This window comes from Streptomyces sp. NPDC058307 (genome assembly GCF_042880295.1).
GTDB lineage: Bacteria > Actinomycetota > Actinomycetes > Streptomycetales > Streptomycetaceae > Streptomyces.
Genome location: NZ_JBHVYZ010000108.1, coordinates 1 through 17403, shown reverse-complemented (window position 1 = coordinate 17403; position 17403 = coordinate 1). Strand labels below are relative to the sequence as shown.

Here is a 17403-nt window from a genome sequence, read left to right as displayed (position 1 = left end):
CCCACCGGACCGAGGCAGGCCGCCGCAGGCATCCAGGGGCGCGGGGAACTGCGCACAACGCCCGCCCCCACCAACCCGCACCCGCACCCGCACCCGCACAGCCCGCCGCAGGCCCCCGCACCCCCCCCTGGCCACCCCCCACCCTCCCTGGCAGGATCACCGCCATGCCCAAGCCGTTCCCCCGCCCCACCCGCCGCCAGGCGCTCCAGACCGCGGCCGCCACCCTCGTGGCCCTCGGACTGCTCCTGTGGTGGCTGCTGCCCCTGGGCGAGACCCCCCCGACCGGCACGATCACCTTCAGCACGGGCACAAAGGCAGGCGTCTACCAGAAGTACGGCGAGCTCCTCGACAACGCGATCCACAAGGACATGCCGGACCTGAAGGTGAAACTGGAGACCAGCGCGGGCTCCCAGGAGAACGTCAGACTCGTGGCGCTCGGAAAGTCCGACTTCGCCATCGCCGCGGCCGACGCGGTGGAGACCTATCAGCAGAACGGCGACCCCGGCGCCGACCAGCTCCGAGGCGTCGCCCGCCTCTATGACGACTACGTACAGCTCGTCGTCCCCTCCGACTCGGACATCCGCACCCTGGCCGACCTGAAGGGCAAGCGCGTCTCCATCGGCGTCCCCAACTCCGGCGTACGGCTGATAGCGGACCGCGTCCTGAACGCCGCCGGCATCGACCCGGACAAGGACATCCAGCCGAGGGCCGAGGGCATCGACACCGGCCCCAAGCTCCTCGGTCACGGCCTGGACGCGTTCTTCTGGTCCGGCGGCCTGCCCACCGACGGCCTCAAGCAGTTGGCCGAACGCTCCGCGTTCCGCTTCGTCCCGATCGAGCCCTCCCTCGTGGCGAAGCTGCACGCCGAGGGCACGCCCACCCGCTACTACCGCGCCACCAACATGCCGGCGTCGGCGTACCCGTCCGTCCAGAACAACAGGACCGTCCCGACGATGGCCGTCTCCAACCTGCTGATCACCCGCAAGGACATGGACCCCGAGCTCACCGAATGGCTCACCCGGACCGTGATCAAGAGCAGGGACGGCATCGGCCACGACGTCCACTCCGCCCAGCTGGTGGACGTACGCACGGCGATCTACACCGACCCGGTCCCCCTCCACGACGGCGCCCGCCGCTACTACCGCTCGGTCAAGCCATAGGACGGCTGCGGGGCACGGAGACGGTCACCACCAGCCCGTGCGGCTCCTGGTGGCCGTACGAGATCGCCCCGCCTCCTGCGGCCAGCAGTGCCCGCGAGATGGACAGCCCGAGGCCGGACCCCTTGATGTTCTGGTGCCGCCCGCTGCGCCAGAACCGGTCGCCGACCCGCGCGAGTTCCTCATCGGTGAGCCCGGGTCCGCGGTCGGCGACGACGACCGTCGAGGTGTCCCCGTCCGCGGCGACCGTGACCTCGACGGTCTCGCCCTCCGGGGTGAACTTGAGCGCGTTGTCGATGACCGCGTCGAGGGCGCTGGAGAGGGTGACGGGGTCGGCCCAGGCGGTGGTGGGTGGACAACTGCCCGCCAGCCGCACTCCCTTGGCCTCGGCGGTGGGCGTCCAGGCGGCGACCCGTTCGGCGGTGAGTTCGCCGATGTCGGTGACTCTCAGGTCCGCCTCGGTATGCTCGGCGAGCGCGAGGTCGAGGAGGTCGTCGAGGACCTGGGCCAGCCGTTTGCCCTCCGTCTGCACGGAGGCGATCTCGGCGTTCCCCTCGGGGAGTTCGAAGGCGAGCAGCTCGATACGCAGCAGCAGGGCGGCGAGCGGGTTCCGCAACTGGTGGGACGCGTCGGCGACAAAGGCCCGCTGCTGCTCCAGCACATCCTCGACGTTGCCCGCCATCTCGTTGAACGACCGTGCCAGGCGCCGGAGTTCGGGCGGCCCGCCGGCGACCGCGACCCGGGACTTCAGGGCCCCGCTCGCGATCGAGTGCGCGGTGTCGTCGAGGACCCGTACGGGCCTGAGCACCCAGCCGGTCAGCCGTAGCGCGGCGCCGACGGCCAGCAGCATGGCCGCGAGTTCGCCCGCGAAGATGACGAGCCAGTCGTGCAGGATCCGTGAACGCATCGGCCCGGTGGGCGAGTCGGTGACCACGACCGCGATGACGTCACCGTCCCGGATCACCGGCGAGGCGACGACCAGCCGGCCCCGCTGCCAGGGCCAGACCTGCTTGGGGTCCTGACTGCGGCGGCTGAGCAGGGCCTCGCCGAACGCGTCGCGCACCTCGCCCGTGTGGGGGAGGTACCACCCGTGGGGCGCCGTGGCCATGGGTACGTCACCGTCGTAGAAGACACCGACGCGGATGTCGTAGACGTTGTAGTAGCTGGCGAGTTCGCTCTCCAGGGTCTCCAGGCGCTCGTCGGAGGCGTCGGTGACGAACTGGGCGAGCGCGGCGAAGTGCGCGGTGTCGTCGATCCGGTCGACGATGACCTTCTGCTGCTGCGCGGAGGCCACACCGATGGCGAGCGGCACACCCAGGGCCAGCAGTACGGCGGCCATGAGGACGATGAGCAGCGGAAGAAGACGTGTACGCACGAGCCCGCCTACGCCCCGGACCCGAGCCGCGAACTCCGGCACACACGGGGACCCCGGTGCACGTCCCGGCACCGCCGAAGCCCGTCACGGGCCGGCGTGCCGAGCGGCCCTCGGCCACCACCGCGCACACGGGCATCCGCACCGCCACACTCACCCGCGCCCACAGCCACCGTCCCTCACCTGACCCACATCGCTCCCCCGAGCCTCGCACAGCCGCACGGAACCCGGACCCCCGGCTCGGGGCCCCCTCACACCCCCGGCGCCACCAACCGGTAGCCGACGCCCCGCACCGTCTCGATCAGCGCCGGCATCCGCAGCTTCGCGCGCAGGGACGCCACATGTACCTCCAGCGTCCGCCCCGTCCCCTCCCAGCTGGTGCGCCAGACCTCGCTGATGATCTGCTCGCGCCGGAAGACCACACCGGGCCGCTGGGCGAGCAGCGCGAGGAGGTCGAACTCCTTGCGGGTGAGCTGGACGACCGTACCGTCCACGGTGACCTGACGGGTCGGCAGTTCGATGCGTACGGCGCCGAGGACCAGCGCCGTGTCCGCGCCGCCGGGCGCGTCCTCGTGGACGGTGCGCCGGCTGACGGCGTGGATGCGGGCGAGGAGCTCCCCCGTGTCGTACGGCTTGACCACATAGTCGTCGGCGCCGAGGTTGAGTCCGTGGATGCGGGAGCGGACGTCGGAGCGGGCGGTGACCATGATCACCGGGGTGCTGGTGCGTTTGCGGATCTTGCCGCACACCTCGTAGCCGTCCTGGTCGGGCAGACCGAGGTCGAGCAGCACGACCCCGAAGCCGTCGCTCTCGGGGACCAGGGCCTGGAGTGCCTCCTCGCCGCTGCGGGCGTGCGTGACGTCGAAACCGTGCCGGGCGAGCACCGCGGAGAGCGCGGCGGCCACATGGTTGTCGTCCTCGACGAGGAGAAGTCTCACCCCGGCCCCCTTTTTTATGCATCGAACATATTGTCTGAATAGGCAGTGAACAGGTAGAAACATGCTTCCGCACGCGCGCGTGCGCACCGTGCAGTCATGCTGATGGATGAGGACGGCGTCAAGAGGGTTCCGGTTGCGCCGGGGTTCCGTTACCCGGCCGATATGGCCACTGGTCACAAGTGCTACGACACGTGTCCGATTGCTATCGGATCGTGATGCTCAGATTCCCCTCAAGACTGATGACGCTAGTCGCATGGGGTCACTACTGTCCTCCGAAACCGAGGAGGACGGAGCCAGTAAGCGATGACCGAAGTATCGGTGGCCAAGGAAGACGCGGCCGCGACCGGCGAACTGGTCGTCCTGAAGAGCGTCAACAAGCACTTCGGCGCGTTGCACGTACTCCAGGACATCGACCTGACGATCGCCCGCGGCGAGGTCGTCGTGGTCATCGGACCCTCCGGGTCCGGGAAGTCCACCCTGTGCCGCACCATCAACCGCCTGGAGACGATCGACACGGGTTCGATCGCCATCGACGGCAAGCCGTTGCCCCAGGAGGGCAAGGAACTGGCCCGGCTGCGCGCCGACGTCGGCATGGTCTTCCAGTCCTTCAACCTCTTCGCGCACAAGACCGTGCTCGAGAACGTGATGCTGGGCCAGATCAAGGTCCGCAAGGCCGACAAGAAGAAGGCCGAGGAGAAGGCGCGCGCCCTGCTCGACCGGGTCGGCGTCGCCACCCAGGCAGACAAGTACCCCGCCCAGTTGTCCGGCGGTCAGCAGCAGCGTGTCGCCATCGCCCGGGCCCTGGCGATGGACCCCAAGGTCATGCTCTTCGACGAGCCCACGTCGGCGCTCGACCCCGAGATGATCAACGAGGTGCTGGAGGTCATGCAGCAGCTCGCCCGCGACGGCATGACAATGATCGTCGTCACGCACGAGATGGGTTTCGCACGATCGGCCGCAAACCGCGTGGTGTTCATGGCGGACGGACGGATCGTCGAGGAGGCTGCGCCCGACCAGTTCTTCAGCAATCCGCGCAGCGACCGTGCCAAGGACTTCCTGTCGAAGATCCTGCACCACTGACGTGTCACACCGTTGACGTGTCACATCGTTGACGTAGCGCACAGCTGACGTGCCACCCGGATCGACCACCGACGGCTCGACTCTCTTCACCACCCAAAAGGATGTTCACCATGAAGCTCCGCAAGGTCACCGCCGCCTCGGCCGCCGTTCTCGCCCTCGCCCTGTCCGCGACCGCCTGCGGCGGCGACAGCAAGGACGAGGGCTCCGGCTCGGGTTCCGGCGGTGGCGGCAAGATCAAGATCGGTATCAAGTACGACCAGCCCGGCCTCGGCCTGAAGAAGCCCGACGGTTCCTTCTCCGGCTTCGACGTGGACGTGGCGACGTACGTGGCCAAGCAGCTGGGCTACAAGCCCGACCAGATCGAGTTCGTCGAGACCAAGAGCGCCGACCGTGAGAACGCCCTCTCCCGTGGCGACGTGAAGCTCATCGCGGCCACCTACTCGATCAACGACGAGCGCAAGAAGAAGGTCGACTTCGCCGGCCCGTACCTGCTGGCCCACCAGGACCTGCTGGTCAAGAAGGACTCCAAGATCAGCGAGGCCACGGACCTCAACGGCGAGAAGCTGTGTTCCGTGACCGGCTCGACCTCGGCCCAGAACGTCAAGGACGACTTCGCCCCGAAGGCCCAGCTGAAGCAGAACGCCGGCTACTCGGAGTGCATCGCAGCCCTCCAGAGCGGCGCCGTCGACGCGGTGACCACGGACGACTCGATCCTGGCGGGCTTCGCGGCCCAGGACAAGTACAAGGGCCAGTTCAAGCTCGCCGGCCTCAAGCTGAGCAACGAGAACTACGGCATCGGCGTGAAGAAGGGCGACACCGCGACCCTGAACAAGGTCAACGCCGCCCTGGAGAAGATGGTCAGCGACGGCTCCTGGCAGAAGGCGGTCGACAAGAACTTCGGCCCGGCCGGCTACAAGAACGAGCCCGCCCCGAAGGTCGGCGTCATCGTCAAGTAACGAGAGGGCTCACCGGCGCGCCGCCGCCCGCCGCGATCAGGGCGGCGGCGCGCCGCGCCCCGCCACGTACGCCACACACACGCCACACACCCGGAAGCGCGGGAGATTGTGTTCGACTTTCTAGAAGGTTATGACGTCCTCGGGGCGTTCTGGATGACGGTGAAACTCACCGCTCTGTCCGCCCTCGGCTCCCTGATCTGGGGCACCCTGCTGGCCGCGATGCGGGTCAGCCCGGTCCCGTTGATGCGCGGCTTCGGCACCGCCTACGTCAACATCGTCCGGAACATCCCCCTGACGGTCATCATCGTCTTCACCTCGCTCGGCCTCGCCGACATCTTCGGTGTGACGATGGGCGCGGCGGACAACTTCGATGTCCAGGGCTTCCGGCTGGCGGTGCTCGGCTTCATCGTCTACACCGCTTCGTTCGTCTGCGAGGCGATCCGCTCCGGCATCAACACGGTGCCGCTCGGCCAGGCCGAGGCGGCCCGCGCGATCGGCCTGAACTTCAGCCAGACCCTGCGTCTCATCGTGCTCCCGCAGGCCTTCCGCTCGGTCATCGGCCCGCTGGCCAACGTACTGATCGCGCTGACCAAGAACACCACCGTGGCGGCCGCGATCGGTGTGGCCGAGGCCGCCGCCCTGATGAAGACGATGATCGAGAACGAAGCCCAGACGCTCGCCATCGGCGCGGTCTTCGCGCTGGGCTTCGTGGTACTGACCCTGCCGACCGGCCTCCTCCTCGGCTGGCTCGCCAAGCGACTGGCGGTGAAGCGATGAGTTCGGTCCTCTACGACACTCCGGGACCCCGCGCCAAACGGCGCAACGTCCTCCTGTCGGTCGTCTTCACCGTCCTCCTCGCCCTCCTGCTGTGGTGGGTGTGGCAGAAGATGGACGACAAGAACCAGTTGGAATGGAGTCTCTGGGAGCCCTTCACCACCAGCGAGGCCTGGACGACGTACCTCCTGCCCGGTCTCGGCAACACCCTCAAGGCCGCGGCGATCTCCATGGTGATCGCCCTGCCCCTGGGCGCGGTCTTCGGCATCGCCCGCATGTCCGACCACGCCTGGGTGCGGGGCGTGGCCGGCACGGTGGTCGAGTTCTTCCGTTCGATCCCGGTCCTGCTGCTGATGCTGTTCGCCAACGAGTTCTACGTCCGCTCCACGGACATCAGCAGCGAACAGCGGCCGCTGTACGCCGTCGTCACCGGCCTGGTGCTCTACAACGCCTCGGTGCTCGCCGAGATCGTCCGGGCCGGCATCCTGTCGCTGCCCAAGGGGCAGACGGAGGCGGCCTACGCGGTCGGTCTGCGCAAGGGCCAGACGATGTCCAGCATCCTGCTCCCGCAGGCCGTCACCGCGATGCTGCCGGCCATCGTCAGCCAGCTGGTCGTCATCGTGAAGGACACCGCGCTGGGCGGCGTGATGCTGGGCTTCACCGAGCTGCTCAACTCGCGCAGCACGCTGGCGGCCAACTACGCCAACGTCATTCCCAGCTTCATCGTCGTCGGCATCATCTTCATCATCGTCAACTTCCTCCTCACCAGCTTCGCCAGCTGGCTGGAGCGCCGGCTGCGGCGCAGCAAGAAGAGCACGGGGGTGGTGCTCGGCGAGGACACGGTGGAGGTCAACCCGGCAGCCGTGGGCGGCACCTACGGGACGGGCGCCGGAGGTAGCATCTGATGGTCAGTCAAGTGGCTTGAACCACACGCGTGAACGACCTGGAGGCAGTGGCATGATCGCCACTGCCTCCGTCACTTGACGCAAGCACCGGCAATAGGTTGCATACGTTCTGTGATCGTGCACCCTGCTCCAATCTCCTGTTCACATACATCTCCCGGCATTCCGCTGCGGGCAGGGGGCGCCGCGCCGTGGACCCGGTGATCATCGTCGGAGCGGGGCCCGTCGGGCTCACGCTCGCCCTGGCGCTGGCGCGTCAGGAGGTCCCTTCCGTGATCCTCGACGAGGGCCCCGGCAAGGACGAACCCCGCCTGGCCCGCACCGCCGTCCTGCACGAGGACACCGCCGCCCTCATGGCCCGGCTGACCGGAGTGCCGGTCGCCGAGCTGGGTCTGCACTGGTCCGGATGGCGGTCGATGCGCCGCAAGCAGGTGATGCGCGAAGTCGACTTCGAGGAGGCCGGGGACGCCCCCCTGCACCTCGCCCAACACGTCCTGACCGACGCCCTGCGCGCTGCTCTCGCCGAGGAGCGGCTGGTCAGGCTCATCCCGGACAGCCGTCTCGACACCATCGAGCAGGAGCCCTCGGGCGTCACCGCCCACACCCGCGGCCCCAAGGGCACGTGGTGGCGCGGGAGTTACCTGGTCGGCTGCGACGGCACGCGCTCCACCGTGCGCAAGCTCGAGGACATCCGCTTCCCGGGCCGTACGGCCGTGGAACGCCACGCGGTCGCCGCCCTGCGCGTGGAACTCCCCTGGGAGGACCGGGGGTTGCTCCACCGGATGCCGCCGTGGCGGACGTCCGGACCGTCGGCCGGCGAGATCAGCGCCCGCCCGCTCCCCGAGGGCGTGTGGCGCCTGGACTGGCTGCTGCCGCCGGGCAAGGACCTGGTCACGCCGGAACTCCTGGTGGCCCGTGTCCGGGAGACCCTGGCCGGCTGGACGGGCGGTTCGACACCGCCGTACGAACTCCTCGACACCGGAGTCCACACCGTGCACCACCGGCTGGCCCGCCGCTGGCGCGCCGGCCGGGTCTTCCTCGCCGGGGACGCGGCGCACTGCCTGGGGACGCTGGGCACACAGGGGCTCGACGAGAGCCTCAGGGACGCCGACAACCTCGCCTGGAAACTGGCCCTGGCCTGGCACCACGGCCCGCACGAGGCCCTGCTCGACAGCTACCAGGCCGAGCGGCGCGCGGTCGTCGCCAGCCGGCTGCGCGCCGCCGACCAGGCGCTGCCGCTGCTGCGCGGCGGCGGGGGCCTGCGCTCGGTGGTCCCCGGCTCGGCCCGCGGCCACGACGCGTTGCTCACGGACGGTCACTTGGGGCGCGGCCCGCTCGGCGCGCCGGGGGCGTACGCCGACTCGCCCCTCGCTCCCCGGCACCTCGAAGGAGAGGTGCCCGTCGACACGCCCCCGGGGTGGCCGGTCGCGGATGTGCGGGTCACCGCCGAGGACGGCTCGTTCGTACGGCTGCGCGAGCGCCTCGGCCGTGGCGCGCTGCTCGTCGTCCTGATCGCGCCGGGCACCGGGGTGTGGGAGCGCAAGCACTGGGTGACCGCCGGAATCATGCCCCGCCTGGCCGCGGCGGTGACCGCGCTGCCGCACTCCGCCGAGCTGCTGGTCGCCGAGGAGTACCCGGGCGCGGCCCCGCACACGATCCTCCTGGTACGACCCGACGGCCACCTCGTCACAGCGCTGAGCGGAGTCCGCCCGGCCGACCTGTACTCGGCGGCCGAGACGGCGCTCGGAGGACCTCCGGCGAAGACCGGGGCGGGGGCGGGGGCCGGCTCGCGTTGACGTGCTCACTGTCACTGTGCGTCCACATAGTGACGGTGAGTTGAAACGCCTCGGGCCCTCATGGTGTACTCCGGATCGTGACCGACACCTGTGTGCGCCTGTGGCGGAGGGTCCATATGGACCTCGTCCGCTATGCGGGCTGCGTGTGTCGCCCGTCCTGCTGAATTCGCAATCTTCCTCTCCCCCGCGTGCCGCGCCTGTGCGACGGCACGCTGTCGCGAACTTTCTCAGGACGGTACCCGTGTCTGTCTCCCCCGCCCTCCCCTCGGCCTCCGCCGCCGTCGCGCCACCCACCCAGGCCGAACTCCTCGACTTCGTACGGCGCACCGCCGCCGACGCCGAGCTGATCGACTCGCTCCCGCTCGACCCCGAGGGCCGCACCTGGGTGCGCCTGGAAGGGCCCGGCGGCAGCGAGGCCTGGCTGATCGGCTGGCCGCCCGGCACCGGCACCGGGTGGCACGACCACGCCGAGTCCGTCGGCGCCTTCCTCACCGCCGCCGGCGAGCTCAAGGAGAACTCCCTCGCCGCCCGGCTGCCCGCCGACGGCTGGAAGACCCTCGAGCTCTCCGACGAGGTGGACCGCGAGCGACGGCTGCCGAGCGGCAAGGGCCGTTCCTTCGGGCAGCACCACGTCCACGAGGTCCTCAACGAGTCCACCGAGGTCCACGCGATCTCCGTGCACGCCTACTACCCGCCCCTCCCCCAGATCCGCCGCTACAGCCGCACGGGCCAGATCCTGCGACTGGAGCACGTGGAGCGGCCGGAGGACTGGCAGTAGGTGGGTGCGTGGGGGGCGAGGAGGGCGGGAGCGAGCGCCAGCGCCGGCTGCCGCGAGTCACTGATCAGGCACACACGCCTGGCCGCCCCAGGGACCGGCTCGGTCAGCAGGGACAGCAGCCCGGCGGACCCGCCGAAGAACCCCGTTTCAGAACCCCTCGTCGCCAAGGAACTCCGTCTCCTCCCCCTCCTCCTCCAAGGCTTGCCGGACCACCCGTAGGGCCAGCCCCTCGGAGTAGCCCTTGCGGGCGAGCATGCCGGCGAGGCGGCGCAGTCGCTTGTCGCGGTCGAGGCCGCGCGTCGCACGCAGCTTGCGGTCGACGAGTTCGCGGGCCGTCGTCTCCTCCTGCTCGGAGTCGAGCTGCGAGACGGCCGCGTCGATCAGCGTGGGGTCGACTCCCTTGGTGCGCAGTTCCTGGGCGAGGGCTCGCCTGGCGAGTCCCCGGCCGTGGTGCCGGGACTCCACCCAGGCCTCCGCGAACGCGCTGTCGTTGATCAGCCCGACTTCCTCGAACCGCGACAGCACCTCCTCGGCGGCCGCGTCCGGGATCTCCCGCTTGCGCAGCGCGTCGGCGAGTTGCTTCCGCGTGCGCGGGGTCCCGGTGAGCAGGCGCAGACAGATCGCCCGCGCCCGCTCCACCGGGTCCGCCGGAGGCTCCCCCCGCTCGGCCCTCGACAAGGAGGGGCCGCCTCCGTCCTCACCGGGCGATTCCCCGAAGCCGCGCCGGCGCTGCCGACGCCCGCGGGGACCGCCCGCGCCAGATGCTCCGCCGCCTCGACGCGAGCTCCGGCCGAACGCCCCGGAACCACGCGCCGCCCCGTCACCGGACTCGTCGCCGCCCGTCCCACCGTCGCCGTACGTCCCACCGTCACTGTGGGAACGGCCGCCGCGGTAGGCCGGCCCGGCGCTGTCGGCGAAGTCGTCGCCGTACGGCACCGAACGGCCGTGTCCCCTGTCCGCTCCATCCCCCGTGCCGTCCCCGTACCCGTCGCCACCCGGCCGAGCAGAACCCCCGTCGCCCTGTCCGCCCCACCCTCGCGGAGCGTCCTGGTACTCGGCCCAGTCGGTTCGCCGTGTCACGGGATCAGCTCTTGGCGGCCGGAGCCTTGGCCTTCGCCGCCTTCGCGGCCGCCGGAGCCGGCACCTTCGCGGCGTCGTCCGCGGCAGTGGACACCGCGGCGTCCGCACCCGGCTCGGCGGTCGGCTCCTGGGGCCGCACGCCGACGCCCAGCTTCTCCAGGATCTTCTTCTCGATCTCGTTGGCCAGGTCGGGGTTGTCCTTCAGGAAGTTGCGCGCGTTCTCCTTGCCCTGGCCGAGCTGGTCGCCCTCGTACGTGTACCAGGCGCCGGCCTTGCGGACGAAGCCGTGCTCCACGCCCATGTCGATCAGGCCGCCCTCGCGGCTGATGCCGTGCCCGTAGAGGATGTCGAACTCGGCCTGCTTGAAGGGCGGCGCGACCTTGTTCTTGACGACCTTGACGCGGGTGCGGTTGCCGACCGCGTCGGTGCCGTCCTTCAGCGTCTCGATGCGGCGGATGTCGAGTCGCACCGAGGCGTAGAACTTCAGCGCCCGGCCACCGGTCGTGGTCTCCGGGGAGCCGAACATCACGCCGATCTTCTCGCGGAGCTGGTTGATGAAGATGGCGGTGGTCTTGGACTGGTTGAGCGCGCTGGTGATCTTCCGCAGGGCCTGGCTCATCAGACGGGCCTGCAGACCGACGTGGCTGTCGCCCATCTCGCCCTCGATCTCCGCGCGCGGGACGAGCGCGGCGACGGAGTCGATGACGATGAGGTCGAGGGCACCGGAGCGGACCAGCATGTCCACGATCTCCAGGGCCTGCTCGCCGTTGTCCGGCTGGGAGAGGATCAGGTTGTCGATGTCGACGCCGAGCTTCTTCGCGTACTCGGGGTCGAGGGCGTGCTCCGCGTCCACGAAGGCGACCTGGCCGCCGGCCTTCTGCGCGTTGGCCACCGCGTGCAGGGTCAGCGTGGTCTTGCCGGAGGACTCCGGTCCGTACACCTCCACCACCCGGCCACGTGGCAGGCCGCCGACGCCGAGGGCGACGTCGAGTGCGGTCGACCCGGTGGGGATGACCTCGATGGGCTCGTTCGGCCGCTCGCCGAGGCGCATCACGGCGCCCTTGCCGAACTGCCGTTCAATCTGTGCGAGAGCGGCGTCCAGGGCCTTCTCGCGGTCGGTTCCTGCCATGGGTTCCACCCGATTTGCTTGAGTCGATCGCTTCACGTCAAAGACGCTAACGCCTGCCACTGACAATGCGCCCCGACGCCCGTCCAGCCTGTGGATAACTAGGGGACTTCTCCACGCGAACCATGTCGAAACGCCCGCCGTTGGCTTCGCCGGAGCTTCCATATGAATGGATGTTCGATTTTCGTGTCAAGCGCACCACGCGGCCCCCGGGACACTTCCTGCGGCACGCTCCGGCGGCTTCCTCCGCCCCTGCAGGGCTACTTCCTCCGGCGTACCTCAGGTGCCTTCGGCGGTACGACGACCGGACGGGCCGCTCTCGCGAGCCTTGTGCCATGCAGACCACGACGAGCACCCGAGAAGCGACCTCGACCACCCACTGGCGCGACAGCGGGACGGCACGTCACCCAGCCGTGATCACGCCCCTGTCCGCGGCGCTCCTGCCGACCGCCTCCGTCGCGGGCCGGACCGCCGTCGGCGCGGACCGTCCCACCGTGCCGCCCGGCCTCGTCGTCCCGCTCATGGCAGCGGCCCTGCCGACCTGGCGCACGAACGGCTGGACGACCGGGCTCGCCCTCCGTGTCGGTCTGTTCATCGGTGCAGGCGCGATCCTGACCCCGGACACCGGCGACCATCGCTCCTCGGGAGACACCGCGCTCATCGCCTCGAGGGTCGCCGAACTCGTCGCCCTCGCCGCCCTGGTGATCGCCCGAGCCGCAGCCTGCCTGGTCCGGCAGGGAGCGCGGGCGTGATGGACCCGGCCCTGACGGATGCCCCCGCTGTGCCGGCCCGGACCTCGGTACCGTGGGCCATCGGTGCACGCCGCGTGGAGCGTCTCTGCCACGTCACCGGGCTCCTCCTGGTCCTCTCCGGGCTCGCCCACCTGGTGGTGTTCGCCGTGGACGGCGGTCCCTGGGACGGACCGGTCTCCTGGCGCAAGCCGGTGACGTTCGGGGGCTCCTTCGGGGTGACCCTGATCGCGGTCACCTGGGTCACGTCGTATCTGCGCCTCGGCCCGCGCTCACGGACCCTGCTCCTCGCGGTGTTCGCGGCGGACTGTGTGGTGGAGGTGAGCGGTATCACCCTCCAGGCGTGGCGCGGAGTGCCCTCGCACCTCGACATGGAGACACCCTTCGACACAGCGGTGTCCATGACGCTCGCGGTGGGCGGCGGCGTCCTGGTGGTGCTGCTGACGGTGTTCGCGGTCGCCTCCTTCCGCCACCGGCCCTCTGGTCCGGCGGGGATGGACCTCGCGGTGCGGTCGGGGTTCGCGATTTTTCTGGTCGCGCTCGCCTCGGGCGCCGCGATGATCGCGCGCGGTGTCGTCCTCACCCGCACCGGCCACCAGGAGGCGGCCTACCACTCGACCGCCCCGCTCAAGCCGTTGCACGGCGTGAGCCTGCACGCGGTCCTGGTCCTGCCCGCACTGGCCTGGCTGCTGTCGCGCACGCCCTGGAGCGAGCCACTACGGCGACGGCTCCTGTACGCGGCGATCGGCTCCTACGTCGCGGCCGTCATCGGCGCCGCGACATGGGCCGCCCTCACCTACTGAGCCCGCATCCTCAGGACGAGCCGTCGCCGTCGGTGGAGTCCTGCGTTCCCGGCCGCCGCCGCTGCCACAGCGCACGCACGCGCGTGACCGGTGAGGGCCCGTCGCCCTGCTTCCGGTGGCCGTGGACACGAGGGTCGTCGGTGACGGCGTACCGCTTCACATACGCCCCCAGGAACGCCTGCAGCGTGGCAACCGCCGGAATGGCGATCAGGGCACCGACCGCGCCGAGGAGAGCAGTGCCCGCGATGACCGAGCCGAAGGCGACGGCGGGGTGGATGTCGACGGTCTTCGAGGTCAGCTTGGGCTGGAGCACGTAGTTCTCGAACTGCTGGTAGATCACCACGAAGACCAGCACCCACAGCGCGTACCAGGGATCGACCGTGAAGGCGATCAGCATGGGCAGGGCGCCCGCGAGATAGGTGCCGATGGTCGGGATGAACTGCGAGACCAGGCCGACCCACACGGCGAGCACGGGCGCGTACGGCACGTCGAGAGCCTGGAGCAGGACGAAGTGCGCGACTCCGGAGGCGAGCGCCATCAGACCGCGCGAGTAGATGTAGCCGCCGGTCTTGTCCACGGCGATCTCCCACGCGCGCAGCACCTCGGCCTGGCGGGCGGGCGGCAGGACGGAGCAGATCGTCCGGCGCAGCCGCGGGCCGTCCGCGGCGAAGTAGAACGAGAACAGCCCGATCGTCAGAAGCTGGAAGAGACCGCCGAGGACCTGGGCGGAGACGTCCAGGACGCCGGTGGCGCTGTTCTGCACGTAGTTGCGCAGCCAGTCGGAGCGCAGCAGGCCCTCCTGGACGTCCACCCGCTTCAGCTCGGTGTGGAAGTGTCCGTTGATCCAGGCGATGACGGAGTCGAGGTAGTCCGGGAAGTCCTCCACGATCTTGATGATCTGGCCCGCGAGCATCGACCCGAGCAGGGTGACGAAGCCGGCGGTCACGATCAGCACACCGAAGAAGACAAAGAAGGCGGCGAGCCCCCTGCGCATGCCGCGCGCGGCCATCTTGCTCACCGCGGGTTCGATGGCCAGAGCCAGGAAGAACGCGATGAGGATGTTGGTCAGCAGGCCGATCAGCTGGTGGAAGGCCCAACTGCCGAACTGGAACACGGCGATGAGGGCGAGCGCGAGCACCATGGCACGCGGCAGCCAGCGCGGCATGCGGGCGTTCGGCCCGGCGCCGTCGGCCGGGGGCCGGGCGGGGGGCGTCGCGCCGAGCGGAGATGCGTGCTGGGCTGCCTGCCCGGACTCGTCAGTGGGTGCCACGGTGCAAGTCTCGCCCACCTGACTGACAATGGCTGCCGCCGTGCGATCTTCGTGACCGGTCAGTGCCACTTTCGGAAGATATTCACGTCCGGTCGCACCTTCTCCCCGGAACGTCCACGCCGTCTCAGTGCCGCTCAGCAGGAACGTTCATCACGGTACAGACCACGCGCCACACGTCCTTGGCGTCCCAGCCCGCGTCCAGCGCCTCGTGCACCGTGCGCCCGCCGAGCTCCGCCATCACGTGATCGCGCGCGAAGGTGTCGGCGTACCCCGGACCGAAGTGTTCCGCCATCCGCTGCCAGAAGACCGTCAACCGCATGACTCCAGTATCCCGCCCCTGGGGGTGGGCCTGGGCCGGGACCGCTTGCCGAGACCGCTTTCCGCCCTACGGTCTGACGCATGCCCGAAACAGGAGCTTCCCCACTCCCCCAGACGCCACCGGCGCACTCCCCGCTCTTCCGCGCCGAGCACTTCGTCTGGCTCACCGCGCGTGTGCTGGAACAGCGTCTGTTCGCGTACCACTTCCTGAACGGCGGCCCGGACCCGGTGGAGACGGCCCTGGACGCCCACCGCAACGCGGACGGCGGGTACGGCCACGCGCTGGAGCCGGATCTGCGCGGCCCGGTCAGCCAGCCCCTGCACACCGCTCACGCGCTGCGCGTGCTGGACGCCGTCGGACGCTGCGGCGGACAGCGTGTGGAGCGCGTGTGCCGCTATCTCACCTCCGTGTCCACCCCGGACGGCGCCCTCCCGGCGGTCACTGCCGCCCAGCGCGGCTATCCGACGGCCCCCTTCATGCCGGTCGTGGACGCCCCGCCGAGCGAACTGCTCGCCACCGGCCCCGTGGTCGGTCTGCTGCACCGCAACGAGGTGTGGCACGCCTGGCTGTTCCGGGCCACCGACTTCTGCTGGCAGGCCGTCGAGTCCCTCCAGGTGTCCCACCCGGACGAGATCCAGGCCGCCCTGACCTTCCTGGACTCCGTCCCCGACCGTTCGCGCGCGCAGGCGAGCGCCGACCGCCTCGGCCGCCTGGTGCGCGAACAGCGTCTGGCCGCGCTGGACCCCTCGAACCTCGACGCGTTCCCTGTCCCCCCTGGCTACGCACCGGGCGAGCACCACTTCCCGCACGACTACGCGAAGACGCCGAACTCCCTCGCGCGCGCGTGGTTCACGGAAGACGAGATGTCCCGTTCGCTGGACTTCCTCGCGGCCGAACAGCGGGAGGACGGCGGCTGGCCGACCCGCCGACGCCGGTGGGCACCCACCACGGCCTTCGAAGCGCGCCCCATGGTGACGATCGAGGCTCTGCAGACCCTGCGCGCGTACGGCCGCGAAGTCGGCTGAGCCGGCATGACGGTCATGCCCACGCGCCCGTGACGGCGGCCTCTCGCGCCCCTGAGGCCCGCACCGCCGCCGTCACGCCCCGATGGCCCGTACGCCCGCCGTCACGACCACCGCAGCCGCGACGACCAGCAGGAACGGCGCCCGCAGGAGCAGCGCCACGGCGGCCGCGGCAAGCCCCGCGGCCCGCGCGTCGAGCACCGGCACCCGCCCGTCGGCGAAGGTCTGCTGCGCGGTGAGCGCGGCCAGAAGAGCCACCGGCAGCAACGCGGCCAGACGCTTCACGAGGGGCCGATCGAGAACGCCCGCCGGCACGAGCAGCCCGAGGAGCTTGACGGCGTAACACCCGAGGGCGGTGACACCGATCGCGATCCAGACGTTCACCACCCCTCCTCCCGCCTCCGCGCACGGAGACCTCGCACGCACAGAACGAGTGGCGCCGCGAGCGCGGCCGCCAGCACCGGTACCCCGGCGGGCAGCACAGGAAGCAGTGCGAGCCCCAGCAACACGGCGAGCCCGGCCACAAGCCGCTCGGTGGCGCTCTTCACCATGGGCGCCAGCAGCGCCAGGAAGACGGCGGGCCCGGCCGCGTCCAGCCCCCACGCGCGCGTGTCCCCGATCGCGTCGGCTCCCAGGGCCCCCAGCAAGGTCGTCAGATTCCACAGCACATACAGGCTCAGCCCCGTGACGGCGAACCCGATGCGCGCACCGCGCCGCGTGGGCTGAGCCAGCGAGACCGCCGCCGTCTCGTCGATGACCCACTGGGCGGCAAAGGGGCGCATCAGGCGCGGGAGGGCGAGCAACTGCGACAGCCGCAGCCCGTAGAAGGCGTTGCGCACCCCCAGGAAGAAGGCTCCGGCAGCCGCGGCAAGAGGGCTTGCTCCGCCCGCGAGCGCTCCTACGAGCGCGAACTGGGACGCACCGGTGAACACCAGGAGGCTGAGCGCACAGGTCTGCGTCAGCGTGAGCCCGCTGCCGGCCGAGGTCACCCCGAAGGCGAATCCGGACAGTCCGACGGCGACCCCGACCCCGAGGGCGTCTCGTACGACGGCGGCGTCCGGCCTGTCCCCACCGTCGGCGTGTGTACGCGACTGGGCATGCCGCCGGTGCCGCACCCGCTCCCTGAAACCCGCCATGCGCCCATTGTCACGCCGACGCCGTCCGGGGTGCGGAGAAGGCTGCGACCGCCGCAGGCAATCCGCAGGTCAGGTCCGTTGATGCTCCTATTGCCTGTCAAGCGGCTTGGAGCCAGTTGCGGTAGGTGTGGGCGAGGTCGTCGTC

The 17403-nt window shown here is 70.3% G+C and carries 19 protein-coding genes; 11 read left to right on the top strand and 8 right to left on the bottom strand.

All coding sequences use genetic code 11. From position 1 onward, the window contains the following. Positions 1 to 164: 164 nt before the first annotated feature. Positions 165 to 1160, top strand: coding sequence for a TAXI family TRAP transporter solute-binding subunit (locus tag ACFVYN_RS39770; RefSeq protein WP_390007474.1), 996 nt, complete (start codon positions 165 to 167; stop codon positions 1158 to 1160). Here the strand turns inward: ACFVYN_RS39770 and ACFVYN_RS39765 are convergent. Next, positions 1150 to 2532: an ATP-binding protein gene (locus ACFVYN_RS39765; protein ID WP_390007471.1), complete on the bottom strand. Its 1383-nt coding sequence runs from the start codon at positions 2530 to 2532 to the stop codon at positions 1150 to 1152. The genes ACFVYN_RS39770 and ACFVYN_RS39765 overlap by 11 nt on opposite strands. Positions 2533 to 2780: 248 nt before the next feature. Next, positions 2781 to 3467 (bottom strand): response regulator transcription factor, encoded by a 687-nt coding sequence (locus ACFVYN_RS39760; protein WP_390007469.1) that lies wholly within the window; start codon positions 3465 to 3467, stop codon positions 2781 to 2783. Between the two features lie 303 nt (positions 3468 to 3770). On the opposite strand from ACFVYN_RS39760, the gene ACFVYN_RS39755 reads away from it, so the two are divergent. The 7 genes from ACFVYN_RS39755 (at position 3771) to ACFVYN_RS39725 (ending at position 9753) form a co-directional block, all read left to right on the top strand. Further along, on the top strand, positions 3771 to 4547 hold the full coding sequence (locus ACFVYN_RS39755) for an amino acid ABC transporter ATP-binding protein (protein WP_352382412.1): 777 nt from the start codon (positions 3771 to 3773) through the stop codon (positions 4545 to 4547). Positions 4548 to 4657: 110 nt separating this feature from the next. After that, the gene (locus tag ACFVYN_RS39750) at positions 4658 to 5503 is read left to right on the top strand and encodes a glutamate ABC transporter substrate-binding protein (RefSeq protein ID WP_390007466.1); all 846 of its coding nucleotides are present in this window, start codon (positions 4658 to 4660) and stop codon (positions 5501 to 5503) included. 108 nt (positions 5504 to 5611) lie between these two features. Beyond that, positions 5612 to 6280, top strand: a complete 669-nt coding sequence (locus ACFVYN_RS39745; protein ID WP_390007464.1) for an amino acid ABC transporter permease — start codon at positions 5612 to 5614, stop codon at positions 6278 to 6280. Further along, positions 6277 to 7182, top strand: a complete 906-nt coding sequence (locus ACFVYN_RS39740; RefSeq protein WP_390007462.1) for an amino acid ABC transporter permease — start codon at positions 6277 to 6279, stop codon at positions 7180 to 7182. Before ACFVYN_RS39745 ends, ACFVYN_RS39740 begins: the two co-directional genes overlap by 4 nt. 188 nt (positions 7183 to 7370) lie before the next feature. Next, complete coding sequence (locus tag ACFVYN_RS39735) at positions 7371 to 8975, top strand: FAD-dependent monooxygenase (protein WP_390007459.1); 1605 nt, start codon at positions 7371 to 7373, stop codon at positions 8973 to 8975. A 116-nt stretch (positions 8976 to 9091) separates the two neighbouring features. After that, on the top strand, positions 9092 to 9139 hold the full coding sequence (locus ACFVYN_RS39730) for a hypothetical protein (RefSeq protein WP_309506048.1): 48 nt from the start codon (positions 9092 to 9094) through the stop codon (positions 9137 to 9139). Positions 9140 to 9216: 77 nt separating this feature from the next. Beyond that, positions 9217 to 9753 carry a cysteine dioxygenase gene (locus tag ACFVYN_RS39725; protein ID WP_390007457.1) on the top strand — a complete coding sequence of 179 codons (537 nt, stop codon included), beginning with the start codon at positions 9217 to 9219 and terminating at the stop codon, positions 9751 to 9753. Between the two features lie 147 nt (positions 9754 to 9900). Here ACFVYN_RS39725 and recX read toward each other — a convergent pair whose 3' ends face one another. Next, a complete protein-coding gene (gene recX / locus ACFVYN_RS39720) occupies positions 9901 to 10833 on the bottom strand; it encodes a recombination regulator RecX (protein ID WP_390007455.1) in 933 nt (310 codons plus the stop codon). A gap of 4 nt (positions 10834 to 10837) precedes the next feature. Further along, positions 10838 to 11962: a recombinase RecA gene (recA, locus tag ACFVYN_RS39715; protein ID WP_390007453.1), complete on the bottom strand. Its 1125-nt coding sequence runs from the start codon at positions 11960 to 11962 to the stop codon at positions 10838 to 10840. A gap of 332 nt (positions 11963 to 12294) precedes the next feature. On the opposite strand from recA, the gene ACFVYN_RS39710 reads away from it, so the two are divergent. Together ACFVYN_RS39710 and ACFVYN_RS39705 are read left to right on the top strand one after the other, a co-directional pair. Next, complete coding sequence (locus tag ACFVYN_RS39710; protein ID WP_390007450.1) at positions 12295 to 12711, top strand: hypothetical protein; 417 nt, start codon at positions 12295 to 12297, stop codon at positions 12709 to 12711. Continuing rightward, entirely contained in the window at positions 12711 to 13511 is an 801-nt protein-coding gene (locus ACFVYN_RS39705) for a hypothetical protein (RefSeq protein WP_390007447.1), read from the top strand. Before ACFVYN_RS39710 ends, ACFVYN_RS39705 begins: the two co-directional genes overlap by 1 nt. 10 nt (positions 13512 to 13521) lie before the next feature. Here ACFVYN_RS39705 and ACFVYN_RS39700 read toward each other — a convergent pair whose 3' ends face one another. Both ACFVYN_RS39700 and ACFVYN_RS39695 read right to left on the bottom strand, forming a co-directional pair. After that, a complete protein-coding gene (locus ACFVYN_RS39700) occupies positions 13522 to 14781 on the bottom strand; it encodes an AI-2E family transporter (protein WP_390007444.1) in 1260 nt (419 codons plus the stop codon). A 124-nt stretch (positions 14782 to 14905) separates the two neighbouring features. After that, positions 14906 to 15100 (bottom strand): DUF3046 domain-containing protein, encoded by a 195-nt coding sequence (locus ACFVYN_RS39695; RefSeq protein WP_390007442.1) that lies wholly within the window; start codon positions 15098 to 15100, stop codon positions 14906 to 14908. Positions 15101 to 15180: 80 nt separating this feature from the next. On the opposite strand from ACFVYN_RS39695, the gene ACFVYN_RS39690 reads away from it, so the two are divergent. Further along, a complete protein-coding gene (locus tag ACFVYN_RS39690; RefSeq protein WP_390007440.1) occupies positions 15181 to 16125 on the top strand; it encodes a hypothetical protein in 945 nt (314 codons plus the stop codon). Between the two features lie 72 nt (positions 16126 to 16197). On the opposite strand, the gene ACFVYN_RS39685 is transcribed toward ACFVYN_RS39690, so the two are convergent. Both ACFVYN_RS39685 and ACFVYN_RS39680 read right to left on the bottom strand, forming a co-directional pair. Continuing rightward, positions 16198 to 16506, bottom strand: coding sequence for an AzlD domain-containing protein (locus ACFVYN_RS39685; RefSeq protein ID WP_390007438.1), 309 nt, complete (start codon positions 16504 to 16506; stop codon positions 16198 to 16200). Then, positions 16503 to 17258, bottom strand: coding sequence for an AzlC family ABC transporter permease (locus tag ACFVYN_RS39680; protein WP_390007437.1), 756 nt, complete (start codon positions 17256 to 17258; stop codon positions 16503 to 16505). Before ACFVYN_RS39680 ends, ACFVYN_RS39685 begins: the two co-directional genes overlap by 4 nt. Between the last annotated feature and the right edge of the window lie 145 nt (positions 17259 to 17403).

Bases quoted from the DNA above. Each gene is read 5' to 3' on its own strand.
- ACFVYN_RS39770 (WP_390007474.1), top strand. From the start codon at position 165: ATGCCCAAGCCGTTCCCCCGCCCCACCCGCCGCCAGGCGCTCCAGACC.
- ACFVYN_RS39755 (WP_352382412.1), top strand. From the start codon at position 3,771: ATGACCGAAGTATCGGTGGCCAAGGAAGACGCGGCCGCGACCGGCGAA.
- ACFVYN_RS39750 (WP_390007466.1), top strand. From the start codon at position 4,658: ATGAAGCTCCGCAAGGTCACCGCCGCCTCGGCCGCCGTTCTCGCCCTC.
- ACFVYN_RS39740 (WP_390007462.1), top strand. From the start codon at position 6,277: ATGAGTTCGGTCCTCTACGACACTCCGGGACCCCGCGCCAAACGGCGC.
- recA (WP_390007453.1), bottom strand. From the start codon at position 11,962: ATGGCAGGAACCGACCGCGAGAAGGCCCTGGACGCCGCTCTCGCACAG.
- ACFVYN_RS39710 (WP_390007450.1), top strand. From the start codon at position 12,295: ATGCAGACCACGACGAGCACCCGAGAAGCGACCTCGACCACCCACTGG.
- ACFVYN_RS39705 (WP_390007447.1), top strand. From the start codon at position 12,711: ATGGACCCGGCCCTGACGGATGCCCCCGCTGTGCCGGCCCGGACCTCG.
- ACFVYN_RS39695 (WP_390007442.1), bottom strand. From the start codon at position 15,100: ATGCGGTTGACGGTCTTCTGGCAGCGGATGGCGGAACACTTCGGTCCG.
- ACFVYN_RS39690 (WP_390007440.1), top strand. From the start codon at position 15,181: ATGCCCGAAACAGGAGCTTCCCCACTCCCCCAGACGCCACCGGCGCAC.
- ACFVYN_RS39680 (WP_390007437.1), bottom strand. From the start codon at position 17,258: ATGGCGGGTTTCAGGGAGCGGGTGCGGCACCGGCGGCATGCCCAGTCG.